We start from the raw sequence: 18,161 nt of genomic DNA, 5'->3' as shown, positions 1-18,161 counted from the left end.
AGGGAGCCACTTTTTTAATGGGGAAGCGCTTGGTCCAAAACTTTTTCTACGATGCCAGGAACCATGCGGATCGCTGCACTATCGGTTCCGTACGTCTGGCTATCCGCGTAAGTACCTTCCATCAACAAGATCAGCGTATAGGCCAACTCGCATGGATTCGCTGCGCCAAGGGCAGTCGTGCGTTCCAAAAAAGCGTCGCGGATTCGTTTCTGATGGGAGCATACCAGCTCGCGAACTGGATGAACCGGATCAGGAAACTCGACAGCTATATTAATAAAGCAACAGCCGCGAAATTGCTCGTTGGACGCGCGCGCAGCCAGATCAGCAAAAAACTGAATAAGTTGCTCTCGTGGCCGATTGGGATGTTTGGCGATGCTCTCTTCCCACTCTTGCCAAAAAACGTCTTGCTTGCGCTTCATGTAGGCGAGAATCAGGTCTGTTTTCGAGGAAAACTGCCGATAGACGCTCATTTTATTCATTCCGGCACGCTCAACGATGGCGTCTACACTGACGGCATGGATCCCTTCTTGATAAAACAATTCTTCAGCAGCGTTCAAGATGATCTCTTGTGCTTTTTCACGAGGCACGCGAGGCCGTTTTGCTTCCGTCATATACCATCCCCCATTCAGGACTTCCAGACGTCGGCGACAATTTCAAAAGAGCGCACACGGTCGGCATGATGGTACATTTGCGTTGTAATCATGAGCTCATCTGCTCCTGTGGCATCGAGCAACTCTTGCAGTTTGCTTTTCACGGTAACAGGGCTACCAATGATGGAGGAACGCAGTTGAGCTTGGACAGACAGTTTTTCGAATTCGCTCCACAGTTCATCCATATTGTCCACAGGTGGTTGGATTGGCTTGAGATCACCGCGGACGAGATTTAAGAATGCCTGGTAATGGGAAGTGGCGAGTCGATTCGCGAGCTCATCCGTATCGGCTGCCATCACGTTGACCCCAACCATGGCATATGGCTGATCCAGTACTTCCGATGGACGGAAACAATGGCGATACGTCTGCAAGGCGGGCAAGGTGAAGTTCGGTGAAAAATGCCCAGCAAAAGCAAACGGCAATCCGAGCATGCCCGCGAGTCGCGCTGAGAAATCGCTGGAACCGAGCAGCCAGATCGGGATGTTCAGACCTTCGCCAGGGATAGCGCGGATGGCTGATGCCGACTCGTCTGTTCGTGGACGAAGATATTCACGCAGCTCCTCCAATAACTCTGGAAAATCCTCTCCGCCAACCCGCAAATCGCGGCGTAGCGCACGTGCTGTTCGCTGGTCCGCCCCGGGTGCCCGTCCTAGACCTAAGTCGATCCGGCCTGGATAGAGGGACTCCAATGTCCCGAATTGCTCGGCGATCACGAGTGGAGCATGGTTGGGCAGCATAATGCCGCCTGAACCTACACGGATTTTGCTGGTGCCGCCGGCAATGTAACCAATGAGAACGGAGGTGGCAGAGCTGGCTACGCTGGGCATTGCGTGGTGTTCGGCGAGCCAATAACGTGTAAAGCCCCATTTTTCCACTTGTTGCGCCAGATTGAGACTGTTTTTATACGATTCAGCAGCGTTGCTACCCTCCGTAATAGGTGCCAAATCGAGAACAGACAATGGGATATCTCGCAGTTGCTTAGATGAGATTGTATCGGACATGGGATGGAACCCTCCTTGTGCTTAGCGGTTGCTGGTCGGATAAGTTTGTTACTGAGTAGTAACAAAGCGTACTTGAATCATACGGAGCGGCAGAAGGGATGTCAACGTTTGGATGTGCGACAGAGCACATTGGGAGAAAAAGAAAAAGCCCTGACAATGTAAGGGCTCTTCGTACATCCTTATTGTTTTGTTAAGATAAGAGGTCCATTCGCGGTAATAGCGAGGGTGTGCTCGTATTGAGCGGACAGCTTCCCATCGCGAGTACGTGCTGTCCAACCATCTTCATCGACCGTTGCATGATACGTCCCGATGTTCAGCATGGGTTCAATGGTAATGACCATGCCTTCTTTGAGGCGTTGACCTCTCCCGGGAGGGCCAAAGTGAGGAACGAACGGCTCCTCATGCATTTCCTGACCGATACCATGTCCGGTAAAATCGCGCACGACGGAGTAGCCTTGTGCTTGCGCATACGTTTGGATGGCGTGTGAAATATCGCCGATCCGATTGCCTACGACAGCTTGCTCAATACCGAGATACAGCGATTTTTCAGTGACTTCCAGCAGTCTTTTCGCTTCCGGAGACACGGTTCCCACTTCATAAGACCAAGCGGAGTCAGCCAGCCAACCGTTTTTGCGAACAACCATGTCGATGGTAACGATATCGCCATCACGCAGAGGCTCTTTTTTCGGGAAGCCATGGCAGATGACATCATTTACTGAACCGCATGTGGCATAAGGATATCCATGAAACCCTTTTTGCTCAGGGGTCGCGCCATTTTCAGCCAAAAATTCTTCAACGAATTGATCAATCTCCCAGGTAGAAATGCCTGGACGAATCATCTTGGCAATCTCACGATGACAAGCAGCCAAAATCTGACCTGCTGCATGCATGAGTTCAATTTCTTCAGGTGTCTTGAGGATAATCATCGACTCTCTCCTTCTCCTCGTTAGTCAAGAACTCTCTATAGTATATAGTGTAGTCCTGTTCTGCGCCAATTGCCACACCGAAAACGGCATGGTAGGATGAGGAAGAAATAATCAACCTTGGGGGTAGGTAGCGTGGACAAGTTTCAAGAACATCTGGCGAACTACCAGATTCATGTAAAAGAAGACGTGGAAAAACGTATTGCCTTTATTCGTGAGCAAATTGACGGAAATGGCCTTGGCGGTGCAGTCGTTGGTATCTCTGGTGGGATTGACAGTGCCGTTACAGCAGCGCTGTGTGTGCGTGCATTAGGTTCAGAACGCGTCATTGGCATTTGGTTGCCTGCTTACTCGCAAACCGTTCATGAAACAGATTCCAAGCGACTTGCTGAAGCGATTGGATTGAATTTGCACACGGTAGATGTAGGGCCTGCCTACGATGCTTTGGTACCTGCGATCGAGGGTGTACTTGGGCTTGATGACAAAACAAAGGGAAATACAAAGGCTCGCTTGCGCATGACAGTGCTGTACGCCATCGCTAACCAAAAAGGATACTTGGTAGCGGATACGTGCAACCGCAGCGAGATTCATGTTGGTTATATGACAAAAGGCGGAGACGGTCTTGCCGACTTTAATCCAGTAGCTAGCTTGACGAAGCATGAGATGCGAATTCTTGCTGCTGAGCTCGGGGTGCCTGGAGAAATCATCACGAAGCCGCCTTCTGCCGATTTGTGGGAAGGACAGACGGATGAACAGGAGATGGGTTTCACTTATGAGGATCTGGATCGTTTGCTGATTACAGGGGAAACTCGACCGGAAGCCAAAGAACGCATCGATTACCTGCATCGAATCTCTGAGCATAAGCGCAATATCATGCCAGGCATATAGATATGGCAAAATCCTACAAGCTGTTTACAAGTTGTCTATGGCAAACGACCAGTGCAGTCGTAGCAACCGAGCAACGTCTCTACTTGTTTGATCCGGCCTATTTTCCTCATGAGATAGAGGCGATTGCTGACTATGTGCAAAGTGAGAGGAATGGAAGAGAGCTCGTACTTGTCCTCACTCACGGAGATTGGGATCATGTTGTCGGAGTAGGCAAGTTTTCGGATGCCACAGTCATTGCGCAAAAGGAAATCCTGACCGATGGACGGATCGAGAGTAAGCTAAACAAAGCGAAAAAGTTTGACGGGTCGTATTACGTGGTCAGATCGTATGAAGTAGGAATGCCGACATTCACGAAATTAGTGGACGATGCACAAGAGTGGCAGGAAGTCTTTTTCTTGCCTGTACCAGGACATACAGCCGATCAGATGGCGACCTTGTTCCGGGAGCAGAAGCTGCTTGTTGTCGGTGACATGCTATCCAATTTGGAGTTTCCGTTTATCGATGACAGCGGTGCCTATTTAGAAAGTCTGGAAAAGATCGAACGGTTGGTTCTCCAAGGAGAAGTGGAAGAAGTCATTCCTGGGCACGGAGTACCTGCCAAAGGACGCGAGGAAATCCTGCATCGGATTGAACGGGATCGCCAGTATTTGTTGGATGCACGTGCAGTTGTTTTCGAGGGTATCGCCAATAACGTAGAGGAAGATGTACTCAAAGAACAGTTTTCCCAACTGACGTATGATGGTGTATCGATCGATGAACATCTCCGTTCTTCCCATGAGCAAAACTGGGATCAACTATGCAAGGAAGCTCTTTCGCAGAAAGGTTGATTATTCCACGGTTTTATAAGATAATAGGGGTTACGCAAATCTTTCTAGGAAAGAGGTGGAACAGATGTCTACGACTGAATTGATGCTGAGAACAAGTCTGGAAGGACGTGTGAAGCGTACGTTGCAAACGTACTTCCGTCGCCCTAACGACGTGTTGATCAAGGAAAGCCTCGGAGCGAACGGTTTGTCCCCAGAGCAAGTGGAAGTAACCGTGGAGCTCTTGAAAGAAGACAAAACTGTTGCCGAAATCATGGAGCACCTGCACGATAAAGGCTACTTTGCATAACATTGCGAGCAAAAAAGACCGGACTGACATCGATTGTCGGACCGGTCTTTTTCGTTCGAGCAACTAGGGATTAGGACTTTCCTCAGGTAATGAGCGCCGTAGTTTCTTGCGGCGATACCATTGAAGGCCAGTTAAAACGAGAAAGTAGCTCGCGAACGCGACAAAAAGCCCCATGATGGCACTCCCGGTGAAAAAGACAAGTCCTTTTTCCCTCACCCAGACAAGCCATTGCATCCCAGACTCGTGATGGTTCGAATGCCCTTGTAACGGTTTGCCGATCAACACGTATCCAATATTGTAATTGAAAAGAATGAAAAGCGGTAAGATGAGCTTTCCGATGACAAACGCAACCAAACCAGCAGGCAAACTGGCACGAAACAGCTTGCATAGCGGGAAAAGCAACAGAAACGCGATGCCAAAAGTAGGCAGAGTAATGAACTCAATGAAGATTCCGAGCGAAAATCCGCGGGCGACAAAAGCTGGAGCCCCTTTCATTCTCAGCACCTTGTAGTATTCGAATTTTAGCTTTCGATATGCTTTTTTCCACATCCGTGCTATCCCTCGTTTGTCCCAAGTCATTTGTCCGCAAAATTCCCTAAGGGTATGGCGAATGGTGAAGCTGGATTCGTTTTTTTGGTTGTTGTTGTAGAGTATCTCCCAATTGGCAAAAATTAATAGTTGCCATAGGAGCTCTGATTTGTGAATGCGCCTTTCTTTTGGCATAATGGAAGAGGGCAGCTTGCTGGAAAAGTGGTGACATTCGTGGAAGGTGTAATGGGAACCTTTGGTGACTATATTTCGCAATATGGGTATGGCGCCTTGTTTGGATTGTTCTTTCTAGGAATTTTGGGAATGCCCTTGCCTGAAGAAACGCTGCTCGTTTTTTCCGGATTTCTTGTCTCAACGGGAAAATTGGATTATTGGCCTACTTTTTTCGTCTGCTTTCTCGGTTCTGTCACGGCGATGACGGTGGCATACTGGATCGGCAGAACATTAGGTTACGCTTTTCTCGAACGATATGGAAAACGATTGGGGATGGGCTATACCGTTTACAAAAAAACGGAAGAATGGTTTAATCGCGTCGGTAAATGGGCGCTTCCGTTAGGCTATTTCATCCCTGGTGTTCGCCAGTTTACGGCCTATTTTGCCGGGATCACGCGATTGCCATTTCCGACTTTCATCCTCTATACCTATTTGGGTGGGCTATTTTGGAGCTTGCTTTTCGTGACGCTGGGCTGGCAATTAGGAGAACGCTGGGATGAGCTGTTTGATTTGATTGCCCGTAACCTTGCGATCTTCTTTATCGCTTTGCTGGCATTGATCGCAGCCTGGTCGTATTTCAGGCACAAGGCAAATGTAAAAAAGCAATTACGGAGGGATCAGAATGAGTGAAGAAAACCGCAACGAAAATCTACTGCCTGTGGTTCACAAGCCAACCGAACTGGTTCCTGTAGTATTACCGGAAAAACATCAGCGATTTTATGATAAATTGCGTGAAAAAATCGAAGCGTTCATTAAAGACAAGGGAGTCAATGATTCTGTAGCCAACTTTATTTTGCTTGCACCAGATTTGTTTGTTCTCTTGGCCCGCCTTCTGCTGGACAAGCGCGTAGGTGTTCAATCAAAAGCGTTAGCGGGTGTAGCGGTTGCCTACTTCATTACGCCGATTGATTTTATTCCAGAGGTATTAGTCGGCGGATTCGGACTTCTGGACGACGTCATTCTGGCTGTTTATGCTTTGCGCAAGATTTTGGTGGATATCGATGAGTCGATTGTACGCGAGCATTGGAATGGCGAAGAAGACCTCTTGGCCGTCATTACGAAGGTGATTCGATCAGCGGATGATTTGGTCGGCAAAAAAATAGTGAAAAAGCTGGAAGAAACCCTGTTCCGAAAAAAATAAGCTAGGATGGGCAAATAGATGAAATATTTATTGGATTATCAAGAGGGAGAGCGTGTTGTCGCCTTTTGCCTGATCAAAAACAAGGAAGCGGGCGTAGCGAGTAATCAGAGTGAATACTTAAATCTGGAGCTGGGAGACCGCTCCGGTACGATCATGGCAAAGCTGTGGGATGTCAATGCAGAAATGAAGGAATGGATTAACGTCAAGTCTGTCGTGAAGATCGACGCTGCCGTCCAAATGTACCGTGGGAAAAAGCAACTAGTGATTCAACGGATCAGACCGGCTGCCGCTTCAGACGAAGTTCAGATGGAGTCGCTTATTCCGATCTCGCCCGTTCCAGTAGATGAACTGTGGACAAAGCTTACCCATGCAGTCGAAAGCCTGCGGAGTGCCACGCTCAAGGCCATTATTCAAGAAGCGTTGGCAACAGAGGAGATTCAGGATCGCCTTCGCCATTATCCGGCTGGCGTTCGTATGCACCACAACTATTATCACGGTTTGCTCGAGCATATCGTCTCTCTGTTGACAGCGGCACAGAGCCTCTTGCCACTGTATCCCCAAGTAGACAGGGATGTACTGATTGCGACTTGCATCTTGCACGATATTGGAAAACTGTACGAGCTATCTGATCCCATCGCTCCGGATTACACCACGCCAGGTCAGCTAATTGGTCACTTGGTCATGGGAGTCGAGATGGTAAGCGGCATTTGCCGCAAGCTCGATATTTCTTTAGGGGACGCGGAGGTTCTGCATTTGAAGCATTGCATTTTGAGTCATCATGGAGAGGTAGAGAACGGCTGGGGAAGTGCTGTATCCGGAAAAACGCCTACAGCTGTCATGTTCCATTACCTGGACCAGATCGACAGCAAAATGAACGCTTTGAGCCAAACACTAGCGGACATGCCGGAAGAAGAGGAATGGGCGTATGCTGGCGTGCTTAGACGAAAAGTCTGGCGCGGGTATTAATCCATGGAACAAAAAGCCAACTGCCAAGCAAAACGAAGCAGTTGGCTTTTTTTAGATAAATCAGAAACGTTTTTGCAGGAAGCTCGTCTTAACAGTAATGTCTTGTAATGAGGAGGTATTCCTATGAAAAAGCGAAACAGAGCTGCCATGCTTGTCTTGGCAGTCAGCATGGTCACGACACCAGTGGCACTTCTGCATCCGTTGTCTTCCTATGCGTATGATGGCAAATCGAGTCTGGAACCGATTGAGTTGCCAGAAGACATCGTCCACTTGTTAACAGAATTGAAAGAGGACTATGTGCCTCTCATGAAAGACCTTCATGTGGACTCATACGGAGGGACAAGCAACTCGGGGTATGTCATTAATCTTTCGGACCGAAGGAGTGTCATTACCACGAATACAACGCTCACTATCTCCACAAATGCAAAAGGAGATTTGACCAGTTTTGTCCTGTATGATGTGAATCGGGACAAAACAACCAAAATCAATCAAAAGGAAGCCTATCAAAAGGCTGTGGACTTTATCCGGAATTACATAACAGTTGATCATGTTATTTCCCCGCAAGCGATGCTTTCTTTCGATCGCGCATCTGAGCTGGATCATCTGGCCGTTGTCAGTGTCTACCCACAGTTGAACAATACATGGGTGGATAAAGAGACAGCGCGGGTCATGGTTGACGCAAAGGGTCAGGTTGTCCATTTTCAGCAAGAAAAGCTAAAGCTTCCAACTGCAGGAGAAGTAGCGGACCCAAGCAAGGCTGTACCGCTAGAGAAGGCAATGAAGGAGTGGCAAGACAAGGTATCCTTGGAATTGGTCTACGATGAGTCAGCGGGCAAGCTCGTTTACGTCCCTGACCAATTGCCAACAATAGATGCTCTGTCTGGTGAAGAAGTTCCATCTGTTTATAAAACAGCGAATAAGACGATGAAAATCAAAGGAACAGCAGACATGGGAGTCTGGCGAGATACGAAAAAAATGGAGCAGATGCTCGAAAAGGATTTTGGCCTGAAGCTGAATCAACGCACGTACAAAAATGTAAAAGCGGACAAAAAGTATAAAAACAGTGATATCGATCGCCATGAATGGAATGCGAATTCGTATCAAAGCGCGTGGATTACGCTCGACCGTAAAACAAAATCACCTATTGAATTCAAACTGGACGGTCCCGTAGAAAAGGAGCTTGAGAAGCCGCTCACGCATGATGAGGCAAAAAACATCGCCGTACAATTTGTGGAGAAATACTTATCGTCCAAAGAACAATCCTTCTTTGTAAAGGAGACGAGTCTTGTAGAAAATCTGCCAGGTTGGGCAGATCAAAATCTGGTGCGGCCGATCAGTAGCTTTGCTTTTCACCCTGAGATTGACGGTATCCCTACCAAGAGACCACTGTTCTACCTGGAAGTGGACGCAAAGAAGGGCAATGTAGTCCTTGCTCAAGTAAATGACCTGCCGTCCATGCCTGCTACCTTCAGTAAAGACGGTATTGTGAAGGGTGAGAAAGCAAAGGATGCGTATGTCAAAGAAGCAAATCTGCGCTTGGCTTACTGGTATCCGAAGGTAGGGACGCATTCTGCGAAACTGCCGCAGCTGGCCTATTTACCGACAGCCGATGCCAAGTCTCTGCAGATTGATGCTGCAACGGGTGCGGTGGAGGAAACCTGGCTGGAATGGAAAGCTACCCAATAACCAATACCCGATATGGTGTAGAAGCCACGTCGGGTTTTCCTTTTCATCATTATCGGAATTCATAAACACTTCAAGGCAGGTAGGATTTTTTTTCTTTTTGTAGAATAACTTCTTGATTCCCATTTGATTTGGCAAACAATGCCGATCACGAGAAGGAGAAAGTGCAATGAAACGGCCAACTTATACCCTACCAAGTATTGTAAAAAAGGTATTCCGGCCCGGTGAGCGCTCCCTTCCACGTACGGAGATCTGCTCCCGGATGGAAGCGAATGAGCTGAATGCTTTTTTGGATCTGGACTGCAAGACAATACTGGATAAAGTGTTGAACATGGAGCAGTCTCCAGTGCGAGTTGGAAGCTCAGAGGCGATCGTAGAGGTCACTCACCAGCCGCATCAAGTGTACGACTTGGCTCATCGCTATTTGCGCGATAGCCAAACACCAAAAAAGCTTGAGCAAATTGTCGCAGAGCTGCGTCGTCAAACGCAGTTTGGTTGGAATCAGATTCTTCGTATGCTGCAATTGGAACGCGATCCTCGCTTTGTGCAATATCAAGGCGACAGCAGATGGTTTTTGGCAGAGTGGACTTTGGGCAATGACCAAGTGTATGAGTTTTGCCGCGACAATGGCATTACGCAGGTTTCTGCTCGCACATTAGTCCATTTTCTGGAGCAGGAAGTAGGCATTGCTGCAGATGCTGCTTTTCTCCCAGCGCAAGATGACCGCTTCCGCATTGACGGTGATACCATGTACATCATTGCTCGTAGCGAAGATTCCAAGGAAGAGCAGGCGGCCCTCGAGGTTGCTGTTGCTGCCCCTTCTGTATCGATAGGAAACAGCGAGTCCGTCTCAGAAGAAATTGCATCGGAAGAACCAGCGAATCCCTTACACCAGGTGGAAGAACAACAAGAACGATTATTTACTAAGGAGGAAGCTACTATGTCTACCATTACCAACCAGCAAGTTCTCGAGGAAGTACAAAAACTGATGCAAGAAGCTATCAGTCGCTTGGAGACAAGAAACCAAGAAATGTCCCAAGAAGTTGTCGCTCATTTTCAACAAAGCAATATGCAAGCTATAGAAGTGCTCATGAAAGAGAAACATAAGCATGAGCAGATCGTACTTGGCATTCAACAGGTGCTAGCGACCAGTGAGCAACAATGAGTCAACTTGAGGCTACGATCCGGTTAGAGCAGAGATTTGCCATCCTGCGCGAGGTTATCGCGGGCTATCGGATTCGCCTTCAAGAAATGGAGAAGGAAGTGGTCGAGCTTTTTGCCACGAACCAACTCTCTGCTATTTCAGCATGCATGGGCGAGAAGCAGCGCATCGTCAGGTTGATGAATCGTCTGGAACAATTTATTGTCCAATGGGAAAGCAACAACACGGATGTGGGTATCGCACATGAACCAAAGCGAGAACACTTGAACACATGACGAGTAATGCGGTAAAATAGGGGGATTGTGCATGATTCCCCGCGCATGCCGCGTGGGATGGAAAGGAGATCCAAACCCTCTATGTCGGTAGGAAGAAACGAACTGTGCCCTTGTGGGAGCGGAAAAAAATACAAAAAATGCTGTGGGGTTGTTACTCCTATTACGGAGCTGCGTAGCCGCCACGAGCAAAAGCTGCAAAAAGAATACGCTGGCTGGGTCGAAAGACTGAATCATTTTGTCGGCGCAAACGTAACCAGTGAGACGATTCAAGAAGCACGCAATCGTTTTGCCGAAGAAGTAGGCTTGACCCAAGAGAGCGTCGCACGTCCTGAATGGGCTGCCCATTTCTTCAACTGGTGTGTATTGGACGTCAAAACAGGTGGAAGCACGCTGCTTGAGAACTATATCAAACAGCATGGACGTCGGATGGAGCCTGATCTTCGCCGTGCGTTTGCTGGATTGCACCTGAATGTTTATGAAATCGTGGAAGTGGAGCGTGATGTCATCACGGTTCAACACCCGATTTCGGAAGAAAAACACTATCTGCTTCGTGCCAATACGTTGAATGTTGTCCCTGGACAATTGATCGTAGGGCGCCTGCTGAATCTGGGTCTGCGTGATATGCTCTTCTCTGGCAGCATCATCTTGCAGCCACATGTCAAGGAAAGCCTGCTCGAGTGGTTACAACAGCATCCAGAAGTAGAAGCTGCGAAGACAGATACGGGCAAGAGAAGCTATACGACAGAGCTGTATCATTTCATCGTTCAATTTGGTGAAGCGGCAAGTGAGTCGGAAGCGCCGAAGCAAGAATCGCTTCTGCGTCGTACCTATGCTATGCCAAACCGTAAACAGCTATTGAAAGTAATCGAGTCGAATCCTTCATTTGAGCTGAAAAAACGGGATGGTGCTCGTGAGACATGGGTATATGCGACACGCAAGGAAGAGCATTTGTTCCCGAATTTAAAGGATGCCTTGCTGGAGCTATACGAAGTACAAGCAGAAGTGATTTTGCAGGATGACAGCCTGATTCTGGAAGGGTATGCACCGCAGTTGGACGAAGTCGCAGAGCTTTTGCTGCTGCTTGCATTTGAGAACGAAGAGGAGATCCGCGTTCTTACTTCAACGGGCTCTCGTTTATCCAAAGGAACTCTGTTTATCACGAGTCAGCCTACCTTGCCACCAAAAGTGTTGCAGTGGGCAGTCCAAACTTATTTTGCTGAAAAATGGCTGGTTACTTCCCATGAACAGCTCGATGATTTGGCTCCTCTCTTGGTTGCGGCTACTGAAAACGAGGAGCTGCATGAAAAACTCCACAAACTGATGGAGCAAATGGAACAGGATCATAAAGTTGGACAAGGATTGGCTCGCTTTATCCGAATGGACATGCTTCGTCCTCGTCTCTCGTTGTCAAATGACAGCCTGCATGTGCATAACCTGCTGCGCCGTCCGTTGATCGAGGGATTGCCGGAGAGTGTGTACACTGTACATCCTGACAGACTTGCGGACATCAATCGCTTCGTGCAAGAGATGACCGATGGCAAGTCGGAAGCAACCGTCAAAAAGTACGATGAGGTCATGAACAACTTCCGTTCATTCGTCAGAGGAGCGTTTGGCCCATCTTTCACATGGGAGCAGTTGCGCAGAGAGGACTTGGTATACTTCCTCGTCCACGACATTTTCACGCGCACGGACGTAACGACCAAAACGTTGGCAACTAATCTGATATCTGTTTTGACGGCGTTCTTCAAGTGGCTGGATAAGCAAGGACCATACACGCTTTATCCTGTCATGCAGCCACTGTTCGCCGAGTTGAAGGAAACATTGCCGGAATCCTATCGCTTGCGTGGTGTGCTGGAAAAAGAAGCGACTCAAAATCTTTACAGCAACACGGTGGCGCTCAAAAATATCACGGAAGAATCCTTGCTCGTGCAAGAGATCACTGCATCTGGTTGTACGGCAAAACGTGCGAATGGCGAGACAATCAAGCTGTCTATTGGCGTTGATTGGGGTACTATGCTGTCAGCAGATTGGATGATCCATGGCTTGTTCGGTCAAGGTGAGGATGGTACTTGGAGACTGTATGGTACGCCTGAAGTGTATCCGCCAGTCATTGCCCAAGTGCTGGGCGCACCAACAGGTGTATTGGTCTAGCTTCCCTAACATGAAGTAAACCCGAGGATGTGTGTCCTCGGGTTTTTGTTTTGACTTTTTATTGGTATAGATTAGTGAGCCCATTCGCGGAGTGTTTTGTCTTTCGGCAAGAAAAAGCCCATAAACCCGATCAACGGGAGGAACGAACATAACAGAATGACAAAGCTCAGACTGTAGAGATCGGCGAGATAGCCGAATACGAGAGCGCCCATGCCTCCCATTCCGAAGGCAAGTCCGATAATCAGCCCGGATACGGTACCGATTTTGCCAGGCAATAGCTCTTGGGCATATACGACCGTGACGGAGAAGCTGGAAAGCATGATAAAGCCGCTGATCACCAGTAATGGAAAGGCCCAAAAGCCGGAGACGTAAGGGGTCAGCAATGTCAGCGGCAGTGAACCGAGTGTGGAGAAGATGAGCAAATTCCTTTTTCCGAACCGGTCCGACAGCGGTCCACCAAAAAATGTCCCAATCGCTCCTGCGAAAAGAAAACCAAAAATGACAAGCTGTGCGTTGGCATAATCCATATCTTTCACATACATCAAATAAAACTGGTAAAAGCTTTGATAGCCAGCATTCATCCAGGAACGCACACTGACGATGACAATCAGGAGGCCGAGAGCAATCAGCCGCTTGTTTCGATTGGTATACGTGAGAGGTGCGGCAGTGGCCTTTTTCAAACGCTGTTGTCCACGATACCAGAGCGCAACATAGAGCAAGATGCCGCTAGCTAATAGCCCGGGCAGCAGAAACCAGGCAGCTCCTGTCTGTCCCAGGTTCGCAAAGACCAAGATCGTCATCAAGGGAGCGAGTGCTTGACCAGCATTTCCCCCAACTTGAAAAATAGATTGACCCAGCCCTCTGCGAGGACCAGATGCCAAGTGGGCGAAGCGTGAGGCTTCTGGGTGGAAGATGGCTGAACCAATTCCAACACAGGCGACTGCTGCGAGTACGAAATAGTAATTGCCAGAGAAAGCGAGTGCAAGCATCCCCAATCCCGATACGATCAACGCCAGAGGTGGCAATAAAGGGATCGATTTGCGATCGGAGAAGTAACCGACGAATGGTTGCAAAACAGATGAAGTAAGATTCATGACAAGCAAAATCATTCCGACTTGTGTAAACGTTAATGCTAGATTCTTCTCTACAATAGGAAGCAATGCAGGGATGACTGCTTGCAAGCTGTCGTTTAACAGATGCGCAATGCTAATGGCAAAGAGCATGCGATAGACAGTCGGTGCCGCAGTCCCTGCAGGTGTAGATTGAATGGGTGTCGATGAGGCACTCATGTCAGTTCATCCCAACCTTTCTTTCGTAACTTACTTTTTCATTTTTTTCAATGTAGCACGGATTCTACAGGACGTCATCCATGAATGCTGGGAATATGATGGTTGGATATAAAGGATTTGATCTGTCAGGAAGTTTTTAAAAAGGTAGGTAAAAAGGAAGACGCTGTCGAAAAAAGAGAGAAGCACAATGGACTAGACCATGAGCAGAAGGCTAGGGGGAATGCTGGAATGCTGGAAGGTATAACAGAATACTGGCTATGCGTGGGTGGAGCCAATGTTGACGTGCAGGGAGTCACTTCTGCCAGACTGTTGCCCGGAACAAGTAATCCGGGTGAAGTGCATCAAGCGGCAGGCGGCGTAGCTCGAAACGTGGCGGAAAATCTGGGATGGCTAGGAGAAGAAGTGCAGCTGTTTGCTTTGGTTGGAGAAGATGCAGATGGCGAGTGGTTAAGACAGGTCACAGCAAGTAGTGGAGTGGCTACCCATGGCATGTTGCGAATCGCAGGGAAATCGACTGGGCGCTACTTGGCTATTCGTGATCGTGATGGTGAATTGTACACGGCTGTTGCTGATATGGAACTAAATGAAGAGTGGCCAGCAGAGATTGTCCAGCAAGGTCTTAAGTGCTTGCCTCAGGCTGCAGGCTTGTTTCTTGATGCCAATCTTCCCGTCGAGGTTATGCGGGCATTTTTGGCGGAAGCGAGGAGACTCGACAAAAAGGTCATCGTAGACCCTGTTTCTGTGAAAAAAGCAGAAAAATGGAAAGGGTTACTTGAAGGCGTTCATATACTCGTCGCGAGCATTGATGAACTGGAAGTGTTAGGTGGCCAAACCCTTCATTCCTATAATGATGTAGAAGTATGCGCGAAAAAATTGGTGGCTGAAGGTATTCATCAGGTCATGGTCATTTGTGGGGAGGCAGGGCTGTGGCTGTGCACTGAACGGGAGAAAAAATGGCTTGCTGCCCCGGCTATGCCGATTCGAGAGTCTGCGGGAGATGCGTTTGCTGCCGGGATCATTTATGCGCAAAACAAAACGTTGTCCCTTGCAGAACAAGCAGCCTTCGGCGTTGCTCTGGCCGAAATGCGAACAAAAGGAAATGGACGATACGATATCGATGTCCTTTTGGCACGAAAAGATTACTATGCCGCTAAAGAAAGACAGTTCCTCGACAGGGAATGAAAATACATAGCTTGACGTACACTACCCGTTAGTTGGTACAGAGGAGGAGTGTATATCATGGAAAAGAAATCGAATGATGTGAACGGGAAACAAGAGAGCCATGTTCGACAGGGCGGAGATTCACACCGCTCCAAAAACAAACGTCCTGAAGGTCCTGTGCAGGGATTTAGTCAGGCACCACGCGGCTTGCAATAAGCCAAAAGTGATATGTGAAACTAAAGTCCCCCTTATCGACAAAAAGATGGGGGACTTTTCGTTTAAAGGAACATTTTTCTACAAATGCAGACAACGTTATGGTACAATACCTGAATCAGAGTATTGCCAACTGAAGAAAAAAGTGGTGCATATTGTCGAGTGGCACAATTCAAAATCGTGCCTCCCTTTACTTTGTCAAAAAGCGTGCGCGAACAAGGAGACTGATTCATATGCCAGATACTGTTGTGAAAACACGCGCTTCAGCTTCTCGAAAGAAACAGCCGAGCCGTAGTCGAAAAATACGTAAACTCGTGATATCCTTCACATTGATCACCTTGCTGCTGGTTGGTGGTGTGGCTGGAGCAATTTATTGGAAAATTGAAGACACTCTGACGGAAGTAACGAGCCCTACAAACAGTGGATTTACTTCGCCAGTATCCCAAAATGTCGATCCTGTTTACCACTCGGATAAGCCAATGTCGTTTGTATTGCTTGGTTCTGATTCCCGTCCTGAAACAGGTTCCATGAATACAGACGTAATGATCGTGGCAGTTGCTAACCCGAAGACGAAGAAAGTTACCATGGTATCGATTCCGCGGGACACACGCGTCAAGATCCCAGGCTATCGCGACTACCATAAGATCAATTCTGTCTATGCCAATGGCGAAGCAGAACGCAGGCAAGCAGAGCGCAATAACCAGACGGTTACCGAAGATGGTATTTCTTTAACAAAGAAAACGTTGAATGAAATACTGGGTATCCCAATTGAGCACTTTGTAGCCATTGATTTTGATGGTTTCAAAGCGGTCATTGATGAATTGGGTGGAGTAGAAGTCAATGTGGATCGCAGACTGGTATACGATGATCCAACTGACGATACACACATCAATCTCCAGCCAGGACTTCAAAAATTGAATGGCGAGCAAGCCCTTGGTTATGTACGACATCGTCATGACAACCGTGGAACGAAGTACTATTCCAGTGACTTCGACCGTAACCGCCGCCAACAAGAGGTCATCAAGGCTGTCGTGGACAAAGCGGCTTCTCTTGAAGGCTTGACGAAGATATTTAACGTTATGGACGTAGGTGCCAAGAATATACATACCGATCTTTCCAAAGATCAGATCAAAGGATTGGCCTACGATTTCAAAGGATTTAATTCCTCTACGGTCACTGCATTGGATAATGGGGCATATTGGCAGGGAGGATATACGTATCTCGAAAAAGAAAAGCTTGAGTCTGTTCGCGATTCCTTGCAGTCTGAGATGGGAGTGACCGGGAGTGCAGTAGCGTTTAACAATTCCCCGATACTCGGTTCTGGTGAAGCGGTTGCGACAAGCAACAAGAAGAGCGTTAAGAAGAAAACGACAGAATCAGCTGCGTCAACGTCAGCAAAACATAAAACGGAGGCTCCGAAAGAACAAGAGCCGACAAATTCAACAGGCAATCAAGATGGTACAGCAGATGAAGGCGCAATGCCGCCACCTGATGTCGTAAACCCAGAAGGGCAAGGTCAGTCGACAAATCAAGGTCAGGGAGCACAGACGCCTGCGACTGATCCAACACAAACTGTACCAGCAGGTAATAACGGCAACAACTCTACTCCACCGCCGGACATCCCGCCGTCCAATCAGGATGCTGGTCCTTCAACTACAGATGCTCCGAGCACGAATTCCTAACAAGTACGAAAGCACCCGTTCATCACGAGCGGGTGTTTTTTATTTGTCGATTCATATAAATTTTTAAAAATTCGTTTATGGAAAAGGTTTAGAAAACACCAATTTCGTGGTACAATAATAATATGCTGATAAGACAGATTAATCAGATAATTATTACTGACTGGAGGGATTTCTATGACGATTTTCTTGGTGAACCTGTTCTTGGTGATTGCTTTTGTATACCTGATCAGCCGCCAACAAAATGAAGAGTTTGTGTACGATGAAGATTTTTTCCTCCAGAATCCTTCAGCTTTGGAAGAATATCAGCAGATGCCGATTGATTTCCAGCACGCCTTTTTCCGCAAGCATAAAGAGTGGATTAAGGAAAAATATATGCGCGGAGAAAGCTACATTTTAGGCTACTGTCCAAACAAAGAAGTACGTCGTGCGTGGCTGTCAGAATTCATGAATCAAAAAAATATGAACAATACACCGACCCCTTCCTCGTGAAGGGGTTTTTCGCATCTGTAGAAGTCGTGCTATACTGCTACGAGAGGATATCGTGAAACAGGAGGAAAGAAGTACGTGCTACAATTTATGGTGGAAAAACTAAATCAACAGTTACATCTGCATGGAATGATCTCAGATATCGTTTTGCGCTCTGATCATTCTTTGTTGGAAGAATCGGAAGGGCAAGAGGTTCTGATCACATTTTCCGAGGCGGAGAACGAGAAGCAACCAACGGCTACCATTCATTTGTTTCCGCTTGCGGAAGAGGACAGCTGTGAAATTGAGGTGGAAATTGTCTATCCTTATAGCTTGCAAGATGAGGAGATTCAAAAATTATGGACGCAAGCAAAAAGCTTGGTAGCTGAGTGCTCACTGACAGAAAAGCGCCGCTTTGTGGAGTCTGGCATGCAGGCAGAAGCGAATGTCGTGCTGGATTATCACTTTATCGTGCAGATGCCGCAAACAGAAGCGGAGGATATGGCATTTACAGAAACCATCGCCAGGTTTTCCGGGGATTTGGGGATGCTCGTCAAACTCGGCACATAAGAAAATAGGTTGTACATAAGGAAAGCTCAGGCGTAATGTCCTGAGCTTTTTGCATGAAAGGCGAGT

At 47.7% G+C, this 18,161-nt stretch carries 20 protein-coding genes; 15 read left to right on the top strand and 5 right to left on the bottom strand.

Annotated features, from left to right (window positions below):
• Positions 1-14 precede the first annotated feature (14 nt).
• The 3 genes from HP567_RS22900 to map all read right to left on the bottom strand — a co-directional run bounded on the left by HP567_RS22900 (position 15) and on the right by map (position 2,577).
• A complete protein-coding gene (locus HP567_RS22900) occupies positions 15-611 on the bottom strand; it encodes a TetR/AcrR family transcriptional regulator (RefSeq protein ID WP_173612266.1) in 597 nt (198 codons plus the stop codon).
• Positions 612-625: 14 nt separating this feature from the next.
• Complete coding sequence (locus HP567_RS22895; protein WP_173612267.1) at positions 626-1,651, bottom strand: LLM class flavin-dependent oxidoreductase; 1,026 nt, start codon at positions 1,649-1,651, stop codon at positions 626-628.
• 179 nt (positions 1,652-1,830) lie between these two features.
• Positions 1,831-2,577, bottom strand: coding sequence for a type I methionyl aminopeptidase (map, locus tag HP567_RS22890; RefSeq protein ID WP_173612268.1), 747 nt, complete (start codon positions 2,575-2,577; stop codon positions 1,831-1,833).
• 132 nt (positions 2,578-2,709) lie between these two features.
• On the opposite strand from map, the gene nadE reads away from it, so the two are divergent.
• From nadE to HP567_RS22875, 3 genes are all read left to right on the top strand, one after another.
• Positions 2,710-3,462 carry an NAD(+) synthase gene (gene nadE / locus HP567_RS22885; RefSeq protein ID WP_173612269.1) on the top strand — a complete coding sequence of 251 codons (753 nt, stop codon included), beginning with the start codon at positions 2,710-2,712 and terminating at the stop codon, positions 3,460-3,462.
• 2 nt (positions 3,463-3,464) lie between these two features.
• Positions 3,465-4,289 carry an MBL fold metallo-hydrolase gene (locus HP567_RS22880; RefSeq protein ID WP_173612270.1) on the top strand — a complete coding sequence of 275 codons (825 nt, stop codon included), beginning with the start codon at positions 3,465-3,467 and terminating at the stop codon, positions 4,287-4,289.
• Between the two features lie 64 nt (positions 4,290-4,353).
• Positions 4,354-4,575, top strand: a complete 222-nt coding sequence (locus HP567_RS22875; protein ID WP_017250368.1) for a hypothetical protein — start codon at positions 4,354-4,356, stop codon at positions 4,573-4,575.
• A 63-nt stretch (positions 4,576-4,638) separates the two neighbouring features.
• Here HP567_RS22875 and HP567_RS22870 read toward each other — a convergent pair whose 3' ends face one another.
• On the bottom strand, positions 4,639-5,124 hold the full coding sequence (locus HP567_RS22870; RefSeq protein ID WP_173612271.1) for a DUF2062 domain-containing protein: 486 nt from the start codon (positions 5,122-5,124) through the stop codon (positions 4,639-4,641).
• Positions 5,125-5,349: 225 nt separating this feature from the next.
• Here HP567_RS22870 and HP567_RS22865 point away from each other — a divergent pair, with 225 nt between their 5' ends.
• The 7 genes from HP567_RS22865 (at position 5,350) to HP567_RS22835 (ending at position 12,715) form a co-directional block, all read left to right on the top strand.
• Positions 5,350-5,967, top strand: a complete 618-nt coding sequence (locus HP567_RS22865; RefSeq protein ID WP_217367340.1) for a DedA family protein — start codon at positions 5,350-5,352, stop codon at positions 5,965-5,967.
• Positions 5,960-6,478, top strand: coding sequence for a YkvA family protein (locus HP567_RS22860; protein WP_173612272.1), 519 nt, complete (start codon positions 5,960-5,962; stop codon positions 6,476-6,478). The genes HP567_RS22865 and HP567_RS22860 overlap by 8 nt, the downstream gene beginning before the upstream one ends.
• Before the next feature lie 18 nt (positions 6,479-6,496).
• Positions 6,497-7,444 (top strand): 3'-5' exoribonuclease YhaM family protein, encoded by a 948-nt coding sequence (locus tag HP567_RS22855; protein ID WP_173612273.1) that lies wholly within the window; start codon positions 6,497-6,499, stop codon positions 7,442-7,444.
• 123 nt (positions 7,445-7,567) lie between these two features.
• The gene (locus HP567_RS22850; protein WP_173612274.1) at positions 7,568-9,130 is read left to right on the top strand and encodes a YcdB/YcdC domain-containing protein; all 1,563 of its coding nucleotides are present in this window, start codon (positions 7,568-7,570) and stop codon (positions 9,128-9,130) included.
• Between the two features lie 166 nt (positions 9,131-9,296).
• On the top strand, positions 9,297-10,292 hold the full coding sequence (locus HP567_RS22845) for a hypothetical protein (RefSeq protein WP_173612275.1): 996 nt from the start codon (positions 9,297-9,299) through the stop codon (positions 10,290-10,292).
• Complete coding sequence (locus HP567_RS22840) at positions 10,289-10,564, top strand: hypothetical protein (RefSeq protein WP_173612276.1); 276 nt, start codon at positions 10,289-10,291, stop codon at positions 10,562-10,564. Before HP567_RS22845 ends, HP567_RS22840 begins: the two co-directional genes overlap by 4 nt.
• 81 nt (positions 10,565-10,645) lie before the next feature.
• Positions 10,646-12,715: a YecA family protein gene (locus HP567_RS22835; RefSeq protein WP_173612277.1), complete on the top strand. Its 2,070-nt coding sequence runs from the start codon at positions 10,646-10,648 to the stop codon at positions 12,713-12,715.
• Between the two features lie 71 nt (positions 12,716-12,786).
• Here HP567_RS22835 and HP567_RS22830 read toward each other — a convergent pair whose 3' ends face one another.
• Positions 12,787-14,004 carry an MFS transporter gene (locus tag HP567_RS22830; protein ID WP_173612278.1) on the bottom strand — a complete coding sequence of 406 codons (1,218 nt, stop codon included), beginning with the start codon at positions 14,002-14,004 and terminating at the stop codon, positions 12,787-12,789.
• A gap of 228 nt (positions 14,005-14,232) precedes the next feature.
• On the opposite strand from HP567_RS22830, the gene HP567_RS22825 reads away from it, so the two are divergent.
• The 5 genes from HP567_RS22825 (at position 14,233) to HP567_RS22805 (ending at position 18,095) form a co-directional block, all read left to right on the top strand.
• Complete coding sequence (locus HP567_RS22825; protein ID WP_173612279.1) at positions 14,233-15,186, top strand: carbohydrate kinase family protein; 954 nt, start codon at positions 14,233-14,235, stop codon at positions 15,184-15,186.
• 57 nt (positions 15,187-15,243) lie between these two features.
• Entirely contained in the window at positions 15,244-15,381 is a 138-nt protein-coding gene (locus HP567_RS22820; protein WP_007717021.1) for a hypothetical protein, read from the top strand.
• A 230-nt stretch (positions 15,382-15,611) separates the two neighbouring features.
• Positions 15,612-17,060, top strand: a complete 1,449-nt coding sequence (locus HP567_RS22815; RefSeq protein WP_173612280.1) for an LCP family protein — start codon at positions 15,612-15,614, stop codon at positions 17,058-17,060.
• Positions 17,061-17,234: 174 nt separating this feature from the next.
• Complete coding sequence (locus HP567_RS22810) at positions 17,235-17,549, top strand: hypothetical protein (protein WP_007717017.1); 315 nt, start codon at positions 17,235-17,237, stop codon at positions 17,547-17,549.
• A 75-nt stretch (positions 17,550-17,624) separates the two neighbouring features.
• The gene (locus HP567_RS22805; protein ID WP_173612281.1) at positions 17,625-18,095 is read left to right on the top strand and encodes a hypothetical protein; all 471 of its coding nucleotides are present in this window, start codon (positions 17,625-17,627) and stop codon (positions 18,093-18,095) included.
• Positions 18,096-18,161: the final 66 nt, after the last annotated feature.

Source organism: Brevibacillus sp. M2.1A, from assembly GCF_013284355.2.
In the GTDB taxonomy this organism is placed as follows: Bacteria; Bacillota; Bacilli; order Brevibacillales; family Brevibacillaceae; genus Brevibacillus.
This window is presented reverse-complemented; position numbering and strand designations above follow the sequence as displayed.